General features: G+C 40.2%; 14 protein-coding genes, 2 tRNA genes, 1 pseudogene and 1 riboswitch. Of the genes and pseudogenes, 9 read left to right on the top strand and 8 right to left on the bottom strand.

What is annotated here, in order from left to right; all coding sequences use genetic code 11:
- The first annotated feature begins 28 nt into the window (after positions 1–28).
- The 5 genes and pseudogenes from NQ782_RS08865 to NQ782_RS08845 all read left to right on the top strand — a co-directional run bounded on the left by NQ782_RS08865 (position 29) and on the right by NQ782_RS08845 (position 3,259).
- The gene (locus NQ782_RS08865) at positions 29–667 is read left to right on the top strand and encodes an SAM-dependent methyltransferase (protein ID WP_162520259.1); all 639 of its coding nucleotides are present in this window, start codon (positions 29–31) and stop codon (positions 665–667) included.
- Positions 657–1,862: a TIGR03862 family flavoprotein gene (locus tag NQ782_RS08860; RefSeq protein WP_057093855.1), complete on the top strand. Its 1,206-nt coding sequence runs from the start codon at positions 657–659 to the stop codon at positions 1,860–1,862. Before NQ782_RS08865 ends, NQ782_RS08860 begins: the two co-directional genes overlap by 11 nt.
- 77 nt (positions 1,863–1,939) lie before the next feature.
- Positions 1,940–2,350, top strand: a complete 411-nt coding sequence (locus NQ782_RS08855; RefSeq protein ID WP_000075982.1) for a GFA family protein — start codon at positions 1,940–1,942, stop codon at positions 2,348–2,350.
- Positions 2,351–2,394: 44 nt separating this feature from the next.
- Positions 2,395–2,461: riboswitch (Fluoride riboswitch) on the top strand.
- Between the two features lie 124 nt (positions 2,462–2,585).
- Entirely contained in the window at positions 2,586–2,966 is a 381-nt protein-coding gene (gene crcB / locus NQ782_RS08850; protein ID WP_000291739.1) for a fluoride efflux transporter CrcB, read from the top strand.
- Positions 2,967–3,132: 166 nt separating this feature from the next.
- A pseudogene (locus NQ782_RS08845) lies at positions 3,133–3,259 on the top strand (hypothetical protein).
- Between the two features lie 135 nt (positions 3,260–3,394).
- Here NQ782_RS08845 and NQ782_RS08840 read toward each other — a convergent pair.
- The 3 genes from NQ782_RS08840 to NQ782_RS08830 all read right to left on the bottom strand — a co-directional run bounded on the left by NQ782_RS08840 (position 3,395) and on the right by NQ782_RS08830 (position 5,634).
- Positions 3,395–3,727, bottom strand: coding sequence for a HopJ type III effector protein (locus NQ782_RS08840; protein WP_057093853.1), 333 nt, complete (start codon positions 3,725–3,727; stop codon positions 3,395–3,397).
- A 252-nt stretch (positions 3,728–3,979) separates the two neighbouring features.
- Positions 3,980–4,234, bottom strand: coding sequence for a type B 50S ribosomal protein L31 (locus NQ782_RS08835; RefSeq protein ID WP_001224256.1), 255 nt, complete (start codon positions 4,232–4,234; stop codon positions 3,980–3,982).
- A gap of 101 nt (positions 4,235–4,335) precedes the next feature.
- On the bottom strand, positions 4,336–5,634 hold the full coding sequence (locus NQ782_RS08830) for an AarF/ABC1/UbiB kinase family protein (RefSeq protein WP_001096921.1): 1,299 nt from the start codon (positions 5,632–5,634) through the stop codon (positions 4,336–4,338).
- Between the two features lie 257 nt (positions 5,635–5,891).
- Here NQ782_RS08830 and NQ782_RS08825 point away from each other — a divergent pair, with 257 nt between their 5' ends.
- On the top strand, positions 5,892–7,139 hold the full coding sequence (locus NQ782_RS08825) for an SfnB family sulfur acquisition oxidoreductase (RefSeq protein ID WP_057093850.1): 1,248 nt from the start codon (positions 5,892–5,894) through the stop codon (positions 7,137–7,139).
- A 32-nt stretch (positions 7,140–7,171) separates the two neighbouring features.
- A complete protein-coding gene (locus NQ782_RS08820; protein WP_000205418.1) occupies positions 7,172–8,422 on the top strand; it encodes an acyl-CoA dehydrogenase family protein in 1,251 nt (416 codons plus the stop codon).
- 34 nt (positions 8,423–8,456) lie between these two features.
- On the opposite strand, the gene abeM is transcribed toward NQ782_RS08820, so the two are convergent.
- Positions 8,457–9,803 carry a multidrug efflux MATE transporter AbeM gene (gene abeM, locus NQ782_RS08815; RefSeq protein WP_000073360.1) on the bottom strand — a complete coding sequence of 449 codons (1,347 nt, stop codon included), beginning with the start codon at positions 9,801–9,803 and terminating at the stop codon, positions 8,457–8,459.
- A 32-nt stretch (positions 9,804–9,835) separates the two neighbouring features.
- A complete protein-coding gene (locus NQ782_RS08810; RefSeq protein ID WP_001984522.1) occupies positions 9,836–10,297 on the bottom strand; it encodes a DMT family transporter in 462 nt (153 codons plus the stop codon).
- Positions 10,298–10,414: 117 nt separating this feature from the next.
- On the opposite strand from NQ782_RS08810, the gene hemW reads away from it, so the two are divergent.
- Positions 10,415–11,569, top strand: a complete 1,155-nt coding sequence (gene hemW / locus NQ782_RS08805) for a radical SAM family heme chaperone HemW (RefSeq protein WP_057093849.1) — start codon at positions 10,415–10,417, stop codon at positions 11,567–11,569.
- Positions 11,570–11,620: 51 nt separating this feature from the next.
- Here hemW and NQ782_RS08800 read toward each other — a convergent pair whose 3' ends face one another.
- Positions 11,621–12,376: an SDR family oxidoreductase gene (locus NQ782_RS08800; RefSeq protein ID WP_057093847.1), complete on the bottom strand. Its 756-nt coding sequence runs from the start codon at positions 12,374–12,376 to the stop codon at positions 11,621–11,623.
- A gap of 112 nt (positions 12,377–12,488) precedes the next feature.
- Between NQ782_RS08800 and NQ782_RS08795 the strand changes: the two genes are divergently transcribed.
- Complete coding sequence (locus NQ782_RS08795) at positions 12,489–13,385, top strand: LysR family transcriptional regulator (RefSeq protein WP_000375490.1); 897 nt, start codon at positions 12,489–12,491, stop codon at positions 13,383–13,385.
- A 63-nt stretch (positions 13,386–13,448) separates the two neighbouring features.
- Here NQ782_RS08795 and NQ782_RS08790 read toward each other — a convergent pair.
- Positions 13,449–13,524, bottom strand: a tRNA-Lys gene (locus NQ782_RS08790).
- Positions 13,525–13,546: 22 nt separating this feature from the next.
- Positions 13,547–13,622 (bottom strand) — tRNA-Lys (locus NQ782_RS08785).
- Positions 13,623–13,847 lie beyond the last annotated feature (225 nt).

The following is a 13,847-nucleotide window of genomic DNA, read 5'->3' as shown; positions in this document are numbered from 1 at the left end:
ACTTGTGCCGATTTTTATTTAGTTTGATGTGATTATGCAGATTCGTCAATTTCAAGCACAACGTATGCAAGCGCCTCGCGATTTTACCCCAATTGAAAATACTCCGATTTGTGTAGAAATTGGAGCAGGCAAAGGTAAACATGCTTTGCTATTTAGTGGGCAAAATCCTCAGCACACGTTATATGCAATTGAACGAACTAGAGAAAAATTCTTGGCCATGCAAAAGCAGCATGGTTTGGAGCCAAGAGATAATTTAATCCCTGTGCATGCAGATGCTTTACCTTGGGTTGTACATGCTCTATATCCTGCTCAAGTAGAACATTTCTTTATCCTCTATCCGAACCCAGAACCTCATAATCCGGCACAACGCTGGTTGAACATGCCATTTTTTGAGTTCCTGTTATCACGCCTGAAAACAGGTGGAACGATTACATTGGCAAGTAATATTCCTGAATATATTGAAGAAGCTGAACAACAGTTATTAAACGTGTGGAAGCTGCCTTACCAAAAAGAAAAAATTGCGCAAACTTCTGCACGTACTCATTTTGAAATTAAATATTTAGAGCGTGGCGAGCTTTGTCAGCAGCTCATTATGACCAAGCCTGAAGGTTATAAAACTCGTTTTGATGAGTTTGCACCGCTACAAGGGCAAACACATGTCGAATAAGCGGATTGCCATTATTGGTGCGGGTCCGGCTGGTTTAATGGCCGCGGAGGTGCTGAGCCAGTATGCTTATGAAATTGATGTGTTTGAGCAAAAACCTTCGGCTGCGCGTAAGTTTCTGATGGCTGGTAAAACAGGGCTAAATATCTCGCATGCTGAACCATTACCCCAGTTCATTGAACGTTATGACCATGCAGAATGGCTCAAACCGTGGGTTGAAAAATGGGATGCAGTCTGGATTCAGAACTGGATGAAAGGATTGGGAATAGACTCGTATGTGGGTAGTTCCGGTCGTATTTTTCCTGTTGAAATGAAAGCTGCTCCTTTACTTCGCGCTTGGTTAAAACGTTTAGCAGAACAGCAGGTTAAATTCTTTTATCGTCATCGTTGTATTAATTTGCATGGTACAACAGTGACTTTTGAAAACCAAAATAAACAGAATACTGAAACCTTTACCCAACAATACGATGCGGTTGTGTTGGCTTGTGGGGCTGTATCTTGGTCTCAATTGGGCAGTAATGGTGCTTGGCAACAATGGATGGATCAATCTAGTATTGAACCTTTTCAAGCAAGTAATGCAGGGGTATTGCATACTTGGTCAGCTTTTATGGAAAGCTGTTTTGGTGAGCCTTTAAAGCGTATCAATGCGTGGGTTGAACCCAGCCAAGTTACTCATGGTGATATTGTGATTACTCACTACGGTTTAGAAAGTGGGGTCATTTATAAACTCGGACGCGCCTTACGAGAACAACAAAAACAAGGAAAAAGCTTAAATCTATTTTTAGATTTATTGCCTGATGTAGAGCTTACACAGTTAGTTAAAAAGTTACAGGCTAGCAAAAAACAATCTCTCACCAATATCTGGCGTAAAGCAGGCTTAGATACAGCTAAAATTAACTTAATTAGAGAAGTGGTTGATAAAGCACTATGGAGTCAACCAGAGACGATGGCGCAAAAAATGAAAGCACTTCAAATTAAGTTAGATGGCTTTAGGCCTATTGAAGAAGCGATTAGCTGTGCTGGTGGTGTTAAGCAAGATGCATTAACTGAAAGTTTAGAGTTGAAACAAACTTCAGGTGTTTTTTGCTGTGGCGAAATGCTGGATTGGGATGCTCCTACAGGGGGATATTTGCTGACAGCATGTTTTGCTACGGGACGAGCAGCTGGTGAAGGTGTGCATTCATTCTTAGAGAAATAACAACGAATTCGGTGCTATGTTTGATATGTGAAAAGTGTTATTTTTGAGCGATCAATAATAATAGGAGCCGGAATCGTATGTCTCAAGCATCGCCAGTCTATCAGGGAAGTTGTTTATGTCAGGGTATTCGCTATGAAATTAAAGGCGATATCGGAGATATTATCCAATGCCATTGTCAACGCTGCCGAAAATCCAATGGAACAGCATTTGCAACGAATGCTCCTATCAATAGTGCAGATTTTAAAATTACGCAAGGTGAAGACCTTATCAAAAAATTTGCTGTGAATGGTGTGTACCGTTGGTTTTGTAGCGAATGTGGTTCACCGCTTATTAGCTCGCGTGATGCTCAGCCTGAACTGTATCGTTTAAGAATTGGGACACTAGATACACCATTAGACCAAAAACCGACTATGCATATTTTTGCTGCTTCAAAGGCAGAGTGGGAATGCATTCATGACGATTTACCACAATATGATGAACGTCCATGATTTAAAAAGTATGTTTTAATCAAATTTTAGATGATTTAATATACTTAAAACAGGGAGATGGCATTCCTCCCTTGAAAAACCGCCGTATTGGCTAATGATGCCTACGTTACCCTCATGTATTTATAGCGCTGGGTACGTAGGTTATTGCGTACTCTGCTTATTTTTGGAGTGCGCCATGTCACGTTTCCCATCATTTTTGTTTGCTCTTTTAGCATCTCACTAAAGGGATGGTCCTATGTATTATCCTTTACTTTCAATTGCCTTAGGTTCAGTGCTCGGGGCGTGGTTGCGTTGGCTTTTAGGTTTAAAACTCAACCCGATTTATCCGCAAATTCCGTTGGGTACTGTTACTGTTAATTTGGTCGGTGGCTTTATTATTGGTTTTGCGATGGCTTATTTTGCTCATAGTGATTTGAGTCCGAACTATAAGCTTTTTGTGATTACCGGTTTTTGTGGTGCTTTAACTACATTCTCAACTTTCTCAATTGAGATCGTCACCTTATTGCAAAGTGGTAAGTGGGGAATGGCAATGTTGGCCATTTCTATTCATTTAATTGGGTCTTTAATTTTTACGTGTTTGGGGCTGGCGACTTATTATTGGGTAGCGGGCAACTGATTATTGGGATGTTTAAGGAGCGAGATATACGGCACCGCCTCCGTTTTACGATATTCTCAAAGAGCATTTGTATAGGCATACCTTACTTTTGAAAGATCAAAAGTAAGCAAAAATCTTCTGTTTCGCTGATGCTACATCTATGTAGCATAGCAAAACAGCGGCATCCATGCCGCTTGTCACGATAGTAAATGACGAATTAAAAACTTCTGATTTATTTTTGGGATTTGATACGCGTTAAAGTCATCAACAGCCTGACTGAAATCAGCTATATCTTGTTTTTGCAAGATAGTTGATAAGTGTAAACAGGGAACAGGTTCTGTTGATGACAAATGCCTTTGGTTACTTTGGGCAAAACCAAAGTAACAGAATTAGCTACTTTCATTTGAGAATAAACGGTAAGACTCCCTCGTGTATTCACAAATTCTTAATTACTTTTCAGTTAAAGCCTGACCTTCAAACTTCACACCATCCCAACCATTTTGCTTAAACTGACGAATATTTTGGTGGTCAGTTCCCTCTGGGGTAGCCAATACAGATGCGTAGTGCTCTGCAAATAAACTTAAAGTTTGTGCTTGGTCTAAACCTTGTAACTTGGCAAAAGAGAAAACTTTCGCACTGCCTTGATTTTCAGTTGCAGCGTTATGCTGTGCGCCATTTTGAAAAGCTGTTGGAGTATGTTGGTAGCGTGCTTCAATATAAGCTAAAACATCTGAAAATTTTGCTGTGCCTGCTTGTAATTGGGCAAGTAACTCTTGTGCCATAATCTTAAACTTCCTATCAAATGGGGCTTAAGCATAGCATTGAATACATGTTTTGAAAGCTTGAGAGCTATAAAAAATGATGGGTTGTTGAGAAAAATCAGAAGCGTTCTTGTGAAAATTGTGGATAAGTTTAACTTTATACACACCTTAGAAAATCATTAAAAAATGCACATAAAAAAAGAAGCCTAAGTGGAGGAGATGAGTCTTAGGCTTCCAATGGTTTAAGTGTATTGGTTAAAACTTAACGTAAGATTAACTCTTACGATTAAAGCGAGCGAAGCGTTTGTTAAAGCTTGCAACACGCCCTTCATTACTTGCTTGACGTACTTCACCTGTGTAGAACGGGTGTGATGCACTTGAAATATCAAGAGTCACATAAGGATAGACTTGTCCTTGATATTCTTTGGTTTGTTTAGTCTGAATGGTACTACCAATTAAGAAGTACACGTCTGCATTGGTGTCATGAAATAACACTTGTTGGTAAGCAGGATGAATATCTTTACGCATGAGAAATTGTCCTAAATTATTTTTGATTAAAGAAACGTTATAACATAACATTAAATAAGTCAATGTAACCCTAAAAAGGCTACATTGATAAGTAAATTAAGTTAGTTAGAAGGTGGTACAAGCTCTTCAAATAGATCGTTTAGATTGTCATGTACTTTTAAGTGAATGAGGTTCCAGTAGTGCCCTGAAATGGTTCTATTGACCATTAATGTATCTGGTGAAGGCTTAAAGACATCCCAATATTTTAAAGATTTCTTCACGAGTAGCATGCCATCATGATGTGATGAGTTCTCTGCAAAATCATAGGTTGTGGTAAGCGGACGCAATAACACTTCAATCCAGAGCTTATAAAGCTCGCTCGGGAATTTACCTTTTTCTGCTAGTGAATGTAGTTCGAGTAATTCTGTTTCAATTAAGTCGATATCTTCATGGCGAGCTGCATTCACCAGTCGTTTGAAACTATACACAATTTCATTGGAAAGTGTTTTAACACTGCCATAGTCATAAATAATCACACTACCATCTTGGCGGAAGGCAAAGTTACCTGGGTGAGGGTCACAGTGGAAACGTTTTAAAAAGAACATTTCTTGACCTAAAGCGCGGATTAGACGACGGCCAATTGTGTTTCGAATTTCGATAGGCCAAGAACTAGCAGTTTCAATGCTGTCACCTTGTTCAAGGCTTAAGGTTAAAATACGTCTTGAAGAGTAATCTTTATAAACAGTCGGGATAATAATTTTGTCGTCTAATTTACTATGAAAAGTTTTAAAGACTTCAAGATTTTGAGCTTCGATTTCATAGTTAAGCTCTGCTGATAGACTATCTTGAATCTCTGCAAAAAGCTGATCTTGTAGCTTTTTATCAATCTTAAGTACACCCATTAAGCGAAGGGCTAAACGTACTTGTTTTAAGTCACTTTCACAGGCTTCATCAACACCGGGATATTGAACTTTAACCACAACTTGTTCGCCACTTGGCAGAACAGCTTTGTGAACTTGCCCAATCGATGCAGCAGCAAAAGGTTCTTGTTCAAAAGATTTAAAGGCAACATTCAACGGCTTGCCAAGCTCACGTTCAACTTGTTGCTGAATCGCTGCAAAAGGCATAGCTGGAGCTTGGCGTTGTAGTTTTGATATCGCTTTGGCGACTTCGGGCGGGAAGATATCTTTATATTGCGATGCAATTTGCCCGACCTTCATGACTGCACCTTTCATTTCTCCCAAGGTGTCTGCAATTTGAAGCCCGATATCTTGAAATAATTTTGTTTTTGCAGCCAGTTTTTGTTCTTCATCCGCAGTCAGGTTTCGAATCGAGTTAGAAACGGTTTTTGTTGCAATGCTCGCGGTCATTCCTGCAAGTTTCATAAATCGTTTGCCAGGTGAACTTGCATTCTTTGCCATATCTTCGATACCTCATTGACTACAACATAATATTGCCTAGGTTTGATCATAGGTGACAAAACTTAAAAAGCCTATAAGAAATTGTTTATCTCCTGTAAGAAAATTTTCGAAAAACAAAATGTTATTTTTATAGTAAAAAATATGAAAAGCTATTGAAAATTCATTTCATAAACAAAGCTTTAATATCTATAAAGTCGCTGTTTTTTTAGTGCTAAGGTGAAGGGCATGTTAAATAAGAAATAGAGACAATAAAAGTTATGACCAGTCTAAATTCGTCCTATGGGCGCTCTCAAGCGGTTCCTTTATCTGTATTCGAGCAGTCAAAAGACGCACATATTATTCGTTCTGATGAAGAGGCAATAGTGGTTGCCAAGCAACTTGCTCAAGAGTTTGCCCAAGAAGCATCAGATCGAGATAGAGAGCGCCGTTTACCCTTAAATGAAATTCAACAGTTCTCACAAAGTGGCCTGTGGGCCATTACAGTACCTAAGCAATTTGGTGGGGCGCAAGTCAAGTATCGAACTTTAGCGGAAGTGATCAAAACAATTGCGAGTGCTGACCCTTCTCTTGCTCAGTTGCCTCAAAACCACTTGGCTTTTATTGAACATTTAAGACTAGATGCGAAACCTGAACAGCAACAGTTCTTCTTTAACTTGGTGTTAAGAGGAATTCGTTTTGGCAATGCATTTTCCGAAAAACACAGTAAGACAGTAGCAGACCTCACTACCACATTACGAAAGACCGAGCATGGTTATGAAATTAACGGCAAGAAATTCTTTGCAACGGGTGCCTTGCTCGCACATTGGATTCCAATTGTTGCTGTAAATGAACTAGGGCAACCTTATGCTGCACTTGTGCCACGTGAAACATCTGGGGTCAATATTATTAATGACTGGTCTGGTTTTGGACAACGTACCACGGCTAGCGGTACGGTAGAGCTGAATCAGGTTCCAGTACGTGAAGAATATTTAGTCCCGATTTACCAAGCATTTGAGCGCCCAACACCAGCAGGTGCTATTTCTCAGTTTATTCAGGCTGCGGTCGATGCCGGTATTGCACGTGGTGCAATTGAAGAAACGATTCAATATGTCAAAAATCATAGCCGTGCATGGATTGATTCAGGTCTGGAAAAAGCCAGTGATGACCCTTACACCATTGCAAATATTGGTGACCTAAAAATCAAACTGCGTGCAGCAGAAGCGGTATTGGATTTGGCTGGAGATGCAATTGATCAGGCTATTGCCAACACCACCGAAGAACATGTAAACCAAGCCACCTTATTGGTTGCCGAGGCAAAAGTACTCACCACAGAAATTGCTATTTTGGCAGCCAATAAACTTTTTGAGTTGTCGGGTACGCGTTCTACTTTATCTGAACTCAACCTTGACCGTCACTGGCGCAATGCCCGTACCCACACTTTGCATGACCCTGTGCGTTGGAAATATCACATTGTTGGTAACTATTATCTCAATGGGGTTCAGCCACCTCGTCATGCATGGAGCTAAATTGAAGAAAAAACAAAATTAGGAGAATAACGATGACAACAGCTCAAATTGAATTAGAAGAACTGTCGGTCGGTGCTGATTACGAAAAGGTTGCAAACAGATTCCGTCCCATTTTTGAAAAAATTGCACAAGGTGCAATTCAACGGGAAAAAGAGCGAATCTTGCCTTTTGAACCGATTCAGTGGTTAAAAGAAGCCAAGTTGGGCGCTGTACGAATACCCCGTAAATATGGTGGAGATGGGGTTTCATTACCTCAACTGTTCCAGCTTTTGGCAGAGTTAGCAGAAGCTGACTCCAATATTGTGCAAGCTTTACGAGGTCATTTTGCATTTGTTGAAGACCGCTTGGTTGCTCATAAAGAGCATTCTCAGGAAGTCTGGTTTCAGCGCTTTGTACAAGGTGATTTAGTCGGGAATGCGTGGACAGAAGTTGGAAACGTACAGATTGGTGATGTCGTTACACGTGTCACCAAAGACGCTTCGGGTAACTTGGTGGTAAATGGTGAAAAGTACTATTCAACAGGAAGTATTTTTGCAGACTGGATTGATTTATTTGCTTACGATGAAGTAAATGACCGTCATGTGATTGCTGCTATTTACCGCCATGAAACAGGGGTGAGCGTGATTGATGACTGGGATGGTTTTGGTCAAAAGACAACGGGCAGTGGTACTTTAAAAGTACATCAGGTTCATTTGCCAGCTTCACACCTTATTCCATTTGACCAACGTTTTAAATATCAGACTGCTTTTTATCAGGTGGTGCATCTTGCAACTTTAACAGGTATTGCGCGTGCCGCGGTTGAGACGTTTAGTCAGGAAATTCGTGAACGTAAACGTATTTTTAGTCATGGTAATGGGGACTTGGTTCGTCACGACCCACAAGTTTTACAAGTGGTTGGCAAAGCCTCAGCTCAAGCGTATGCAAGTGAAGCAATTACCTTAAAAACCGCTGAGGCACTGCAAAAAGCCTATGAAAGTCATTTTGCCGAATCCGAAGTGAAAGAGCATCAATTCAATGTAGATGCCGAGCTTGAGTCGGCACAAGGGCAGGTGGTGATTTCTAATCTAGTACTCGATTTAACAAGCCAGTTATTTAATGCTTTAGGCGCATCGGCGAGTAGCCAAGTGAAACAACTTGACCGTTTCTGGCGTAATGCTCGGACTGTGTCTTCACATAATCCGCTTATTTATAAAGAAAAGGTGATTGGAGATTGGGAAGTAAACCGTACGGATTTACCATTTGTCTGGCAAATTGGAGCAAGCCCACGGGCAAAGACTGCATAAAATAAAAAAAGCCGATGTTTCATCGGCTTTTTTATTAGGTTTGACTTAAACGTTTGGTATTCAAATAGAGTCGTGAGAGCAATAAAACACAGGCAATACTTAAACCAATAATTAAACCTAACCACACACCAGCTACGCCCCAATCGGTATAACGCGCTAAATAAAGACCGATTGGAAAAGCAATTACCCAATACGCCATTAAGGTGATCCACATCGGTGCCTGAGTATCTTGCATACCTCTTAAACAGCCGGCAGCGCTGACTTGTAGAGCATCCATTAATTGATATGCCATTGCAAACCAGAGCAAATACATGGCAACCGGCACAACATTTATATCTTGAGTATAAACCGAGACAATTTGTTCACGGCCTAGAGCAATAAAAGACATGGTCAATAGAGCAAAAAATACTGCTGTGCTTAGACCAATTTTTTGTACTTGGTACATGGAAGCCCAGTTCTTTTCACCATAATATGTTCCCACGCGAATGGTTAAAGCAATGGCAAGAGAAAGTGGAATCATAAACAGTACCGAAGTGACTGAAATTGCTACTTGGTGTGCGGCAATAAAGACTTCCCCTAGAGGGCTAAGGACCAATGCCCCTGTACTAAAAATACTCACTTCAAAAAACACAGCTAAACCAATTGGCAGACCAAGCTGTAAAATTCTTTTAACCCAAGTCAGATTAATTTTATCGAATCTGCTAAAAATAGATGTGTTTCGATAAGCCGAAGCCTTATAAATATAGCCTGCTAACGTAATGAGCATCAGCCACTGTAAAATGGATGTTGCAAAACCACAGCCTGCGCTACCCAAAGCAGGTATTGGTCCTAAGCCATACATAAAAATCATGTTAAGCGGGATTAAAACCACTAAGGCTAGTAAGCTAATGACCGTGACAGGGCGGGGATGGCCTAATGCTTCGGAATAGCCTCGGAGCGCTGCATACATGGTTACAGCGGGCATACCCAAACCAATTGCATGTAAGAATAAACTGGCTTTAGGTTGTAAACTTTCTGGTACGCCAAACACATGTAAGAAAAATGGCATAAGCTGCAAAATGAGCATTGCCAATACCCCTAGAATTACTGCAACCCATAATGATTGGCGGACAATCACTGGAATTTGCTCTGTATTTCTAGCGCCTTTTGCTTCGGCAACTAATGGTGTGGTTGCAATCATGATGCCACTGAACAAGAGCATGACTGGAATCCATAAGCCTACACCTACCGCAATAGCGGCTAAGTCTGCGGCAGATAAATGCCCAGCCATAATGGTATCAATTAACCCGAACCCTGCTTGAGCAAACTGCGTAATTAAAATAGGTAACATTAAATGGAAGAGTTGTTTTAATTCAGACCGAAACGACGTGACATTCGACACAAAAGGTACTCTTTATAAATATAAAAATGAAACTAGCGTTGCAAGGTAAGTAATACACCAACAAAGATGACCACTCCACCTAGAAACCGTTGCCATGTAACAGGGGTCTTTTCGGTACCTAACCAGCCAAAATGGTCAAGTAACATAGAAATGACCAATTGCCCAAAAACGACTAACCCTGTAAAGGTTAAAAAACCAAGCTTAGGTGCAGTATAAATGCTCATGCTAATTGCATAAACCCCAAGAAATCCTCCGGTCCAGAGAAGCCATGGAATATTGGATATTTCACTTAAACTCGGTTTCTCGGCACTTTGGAAGAACACCATAATGGCTAAGACGATAGTACCTATGAAAAATGATAACAATGCTGCTTGCAATGGTGAGTGTAATTGCTCACGAAGCTGAGCATTAATTGCAGTCTGAAAAGCCATGGCAACACCGATTCCCATAGCTAAGGGTAAGATCAGGAAAAGTTGACTAGAGAATTTCATCATTTTTATCAATATTTAAGTATGTTTAAAAACAGTCTAAAGCAATTAAGGTATGTTTTCATAAGCCCATTGATGCAGTCATGTTAAAATAGAAATATTGTGTAAATTGGACCCTGTTCCTTGGCCGTATTAAATCCTGCTTCTGTTCCTTTATCTTTATATATCCACATGCCTTGGTGCGTGCGTAAATGTCCCTATTGCGACTTTAACTCACATGCGGTGCCTGATGGTGCGCTTTCGGCAGAACTCGAGCAAACTTATTTAAAAGCATTGGTGGCCGACTTTGAAACTCAAGTCGAGATGGCACAAGGACGTTCAATTCACAGTGTATTTATTGGTGGTGGAACACCTTCACTCATTTCTGCTAAAGGTTATGCATGGCTATTTGAACAGCTTAAATCGCTGCTTAACTTTGAAGATGACTGTGAAATTACTTTAGAAGCTAATCCGGGAACACTAGAACATGACCCGTTTGCAGGCTATTTAGAGGCGGGTATTAATCGTTTGTCGATTGGTGTACAGACTTTTAATACCGATCACCTGCAAAAGCTTGGGCGTATTCATTCAGCTAACAATGCTATGGATGCAATTGAGCAGGCACGACAAGCAGGCTTTAAGCGAGTTAATGTCGATTTGATGCATGGCTTGCCTGAACAAACGCTAGAGCAAGCACTTTATGATTTAAAGACGGCTGTAGAGCAGGGTGCAACACATATCAGCTGGTATCAACTGACCATTGAACCAAATACTGTATTTTTCCGAACACAACCTGTTTTACCTCAAGATGAGGTGTTAGCAGATATTCAAGAGCAAGGTGAAGCCTATCTAAAAGCAAATGGCTTTATCAATTATGAAGTGTCAGCTTGGCGTAAAGAGCAGCCTTCAGCTCATAATTTAAATTATTGGCAATTTGGTGATTATCTTGCGATTGGTGCAGGAGCACATGGCAAAGTAACCCGACCAGATGGTGTATATCGTTTTCAAAAGACTCGTTTACCGAAAGACTATTTGGCTAAGGTTCCAGCCGAACATTTGCAAATGAAAAAGATTGAAGCAGATGAACTACCTTTTGAGTTTATGATGAACGCTTTACGTTTAAATGATGGGGTAAAAGCTGAGTTATATGAACAGCGCACAGGCTTAAGTTTAGATGATTTAAATGATGTACTTACTTCATTGCGTTCGAGAAAGTTATTGATAGAGGATAGCGATCGATTGGCCTGTACAGAGCAGGGGCATATTTTCTTAAACTCGGTACTCGAAGAGTTCTTATAATTAAATCAATATTAAGAAAAAGCCGCACGATGAGATGCGGCTTTTTTAATTTTAGCGGGTGGTATAACCACCATTTGCGAAAATCGTCTGACCTGTAATCCACCAGCCGTCGGTGACTAAGAAGCGAACTAGAGGTTCAATATCTTCAATTTTAGTAAGTCCACCTAAAGCTGAAGCTGATTTATGGTAAGCGACTGCTTCGGCAGACTCTTGACCATAAAAGAATGGTGTGTCCATTGGTCCCGGTGCAACAGCAGTCACAGAAATTTGGCGATCTCCAAATTCTTTCGATGCAGCGCGGGTGTAATGCTCAACAGGTGCTTTTAAACCTTCATAGGTTGAATAGAACCCTGTGTAAGCAGCCAGAAGAGAAGTTACGATTGAACAGATTTTTCCGCCGTTATTTAAATGTCGACCCGCCGATTGAATAAAGAAATAGGCAATTTTTGAGTTGATATCACTCATGCTATCAAACTCTTGTTCGGTGGTTTCTAAATACGGTTTTTTAAGGACTTTTCCGACGGTATTAATCGCAATATCGATACCACCAAAATGTTGTTTCGTATCTATAAACAGTTTTTCAATATTCTCAATATGAGTTAGATCTGCCTGAATTAGAATTGCATCTGCACCCAATGCTTTAACATCTGCTAAGGTCTGCTCTGCATCTGCCTGAGTTTCCGAACTATTATAATGAATTGCGAGTTTTGCACCCTGTTCTGCAAATTTACGACTAATGAGTCCGCCTAGGTTTTTAGCACCGCCAGTAATCAATACAACTTTATCTTTGAGGCTATGAGTTGTCATGATGATTATTCCTATGATGAATTGTTTTAGTGTTTTTAAGTCTAGATTGGCAGTAATTTGTGATCAATTATGCTAGTTTGGTTTAACTATTCAGAAAATACGAACAATTAAAATGGATCGGTTGCAGCAATTTTATATTTTTACAGAAGTCGCTAAACGACAAAGCTTTAGTGAGGTAGCAAATCAGCTTGATCTACCTCGCTCGACAGTGACGAGTGCCATTCAACAGTTAGAAACTCACTATGGAGTACGCTTATTTCATCGGACTACCCGTAAAGTCAGTCTTACTCAAGATGGCCAACGAATATTGCCAGAATGCCAAAACCTGTTGTTTGATTATGAACAATTAGAACAGTTGATCCAGACACAAAAACAGCATTACCGGGGCACATTAAAAATTTCGATGCCTAGCCGAATTGTGCATCAAGTGATTATTCCTGAGCTGCCTGATTTTTATCATCGTTATCCGGATATTCATTTGCAGCTCAATAGTTCTGATGACCTGACTGACTTAATTGAAAAGGGAATTGACTGTGTTGTTCGGGTAGGAGAGCTAGATAACAGTAGTTTAATTGCAAGATTTATTGGCCATTTGGTGATGGTGAATTGTGCCAGCCCGCAATATTTACAAGATTATGGTATTCCTGAGCAGTTAAATGATCTTGAACAGCATAAATTAATTAATTACGCAGGAGCTGTAGGAGAAAAGCAGGGAGAATTTATATATCAAGGTGGAACTGTGATGATGGATAGTGCTTTAAGCGTGAACAATACCGAGGCCTATATCGCCGCTGCTTGTGCAGGTTTGGGAATTATTCAACTTCCTTATTATGATGTTCAGGATAAAATTGAACAGGGGATTTTAGTTGAGGTGCTGAGTGCTTACAGTGCACCATCGCTTCCACTTAATATTTTGTATCCCAACAGGAGTTATATTCCAAAGCGACTAGAAGTTTTTATGAATTGGGTGGGGGAAGTTTTAAATCGCAAATGTATCGTCATCTTTTAGTCATAAAAAGAAAATAGGATAACAATAAAAAAAGCCTCTCGAACTGAGAGGCTTTTTAGAATTTGGTGGGTCGTCCGCGACTCGAACGCGGGACCAACGGATTAAAAGTCCGCTGCTCTACCAACTGAGCTAACGACCCAAATAGGTTCAAAACTAATAAGTGGTGGGTCGTCCGCGACTCGAACGCGGGACCAACGGATTAAAAGTCCGCTGCTCTACCAACTGAGCTAACGACCCTGAGCGAGAATTAAGTAAAACCTTGTTTTACTTGAATGCAGGAGAAAATCTATAATTTTCTTTAGCAATCAAACTCGAACTGACTCAGAGAGAAGTAACACTTCTAAACACTGTATCGTTTTGATGTCGCGTATTTTAGCAAGTTATTCAACTAACACAAGAGGAAATTTAAAAACATTTGCATGATTGCTTATAAAAAGCACGATTTCCTCTTGTTTAGCTAAA

The organism is Acinetobacter sp. BD54 (genome assembly GCF_044778325.1).
Taxonomy (GTDB): Bacteria; Pseudomonadota; Gammaproteobacteria; order Pseudomonadales; family Moraxellaceae; genus Acinetobacter; species Acinetobacter baumannii.
Note: the sequence above shows the minus strand (reverse complement) of the source record. Positions and strands in the feature narration are given on the sequence as shown.

What these genes read in the sequence shown, in the direction of transcription:
- NQ782_RS08810 (WP_001984522.1), bottom strand. Translation starts at nt 10,297, where the DNA reads ATGATGAAATTCTCTAGTCAACTTTTCCTGATCTTACCCTTAGCTATG.
- NQ782_RS08840 (WP_057093853.1), bottom strand. Translation starts at nt 3,727, where the DNA reads ATGGCACAAGAGTTACTTGCCCAATTACAAGCAGGCACAGCAAAATTT.
- NQ782_RS08820 (WP_000205418.1), top strand. Translation starts at nt 7,172, where the DNA reads ATGACAACAGCTCAAATTGAATTAGAAGAACTGTCGGTCGGTGCTGAT.
- NQ782_RS08860 (WP_057093855.1), top strand. Translation starts at nt 657, where the DNA reads ATGTCGAATAAGCGGATTGCCATTATTGGTGCGGGTCCGGCTGGTTTA.
- NQ782_RS08835 (WP_001224256.1), bottom strand. Translation starts at nt 4,234, where the DNA reads ATGCGTAAAGATATTCATCCTGCTTACCAACAAGTGTTATTTCATGAC.
- NQ782_RS08800 (WP_057093847.1), bottom strand. Translation starts at nt 12,376, where the DNA reads ATGACAACTCATAGCCTCAAAGATAAAGTTGTATTGATTACTGGCGGT.
- NQ782_RS08830 (WP_001096921.1), bottom strand. Translation starts at nt 5,634, where the DNA reads ATGGCAAAGAATGCAAGTTCACCTGGCAAACGATTTATGAAACTTGCA.
- NQ782_RS08825 (WP_057093850.1), top strand. Translation starts at nt 5,892, where the DNA reads ATGACCAGTCTAAATTCGTCCTATGGGCGCTCTCAAGCGGTTCCTTTA.
- NQ782_RS08855 (WP_000075982.1), top strand. Translation starts at nt 1,940, where the DNA reads ATGTCTCAAGCATCGCCAGTCTATCAGGGAAGTTGTTTATGTCAGGGT.
- crcB (WP_000291739.1), top strand. Translation starts at nt 2,586, where the DNA reads ATGTATTATCCTTTACTTTCAATTGCCTTAGGTTCAGTGCTCGGGGCG.
- NQ782_RS08795 (WP_000375490.1), top strand. Translation starts at nt 12,489, where the DNA reads ATGGATCGGTTGCAGCAATTTTATATTTTTACAGAAGTCGCTAAACGA.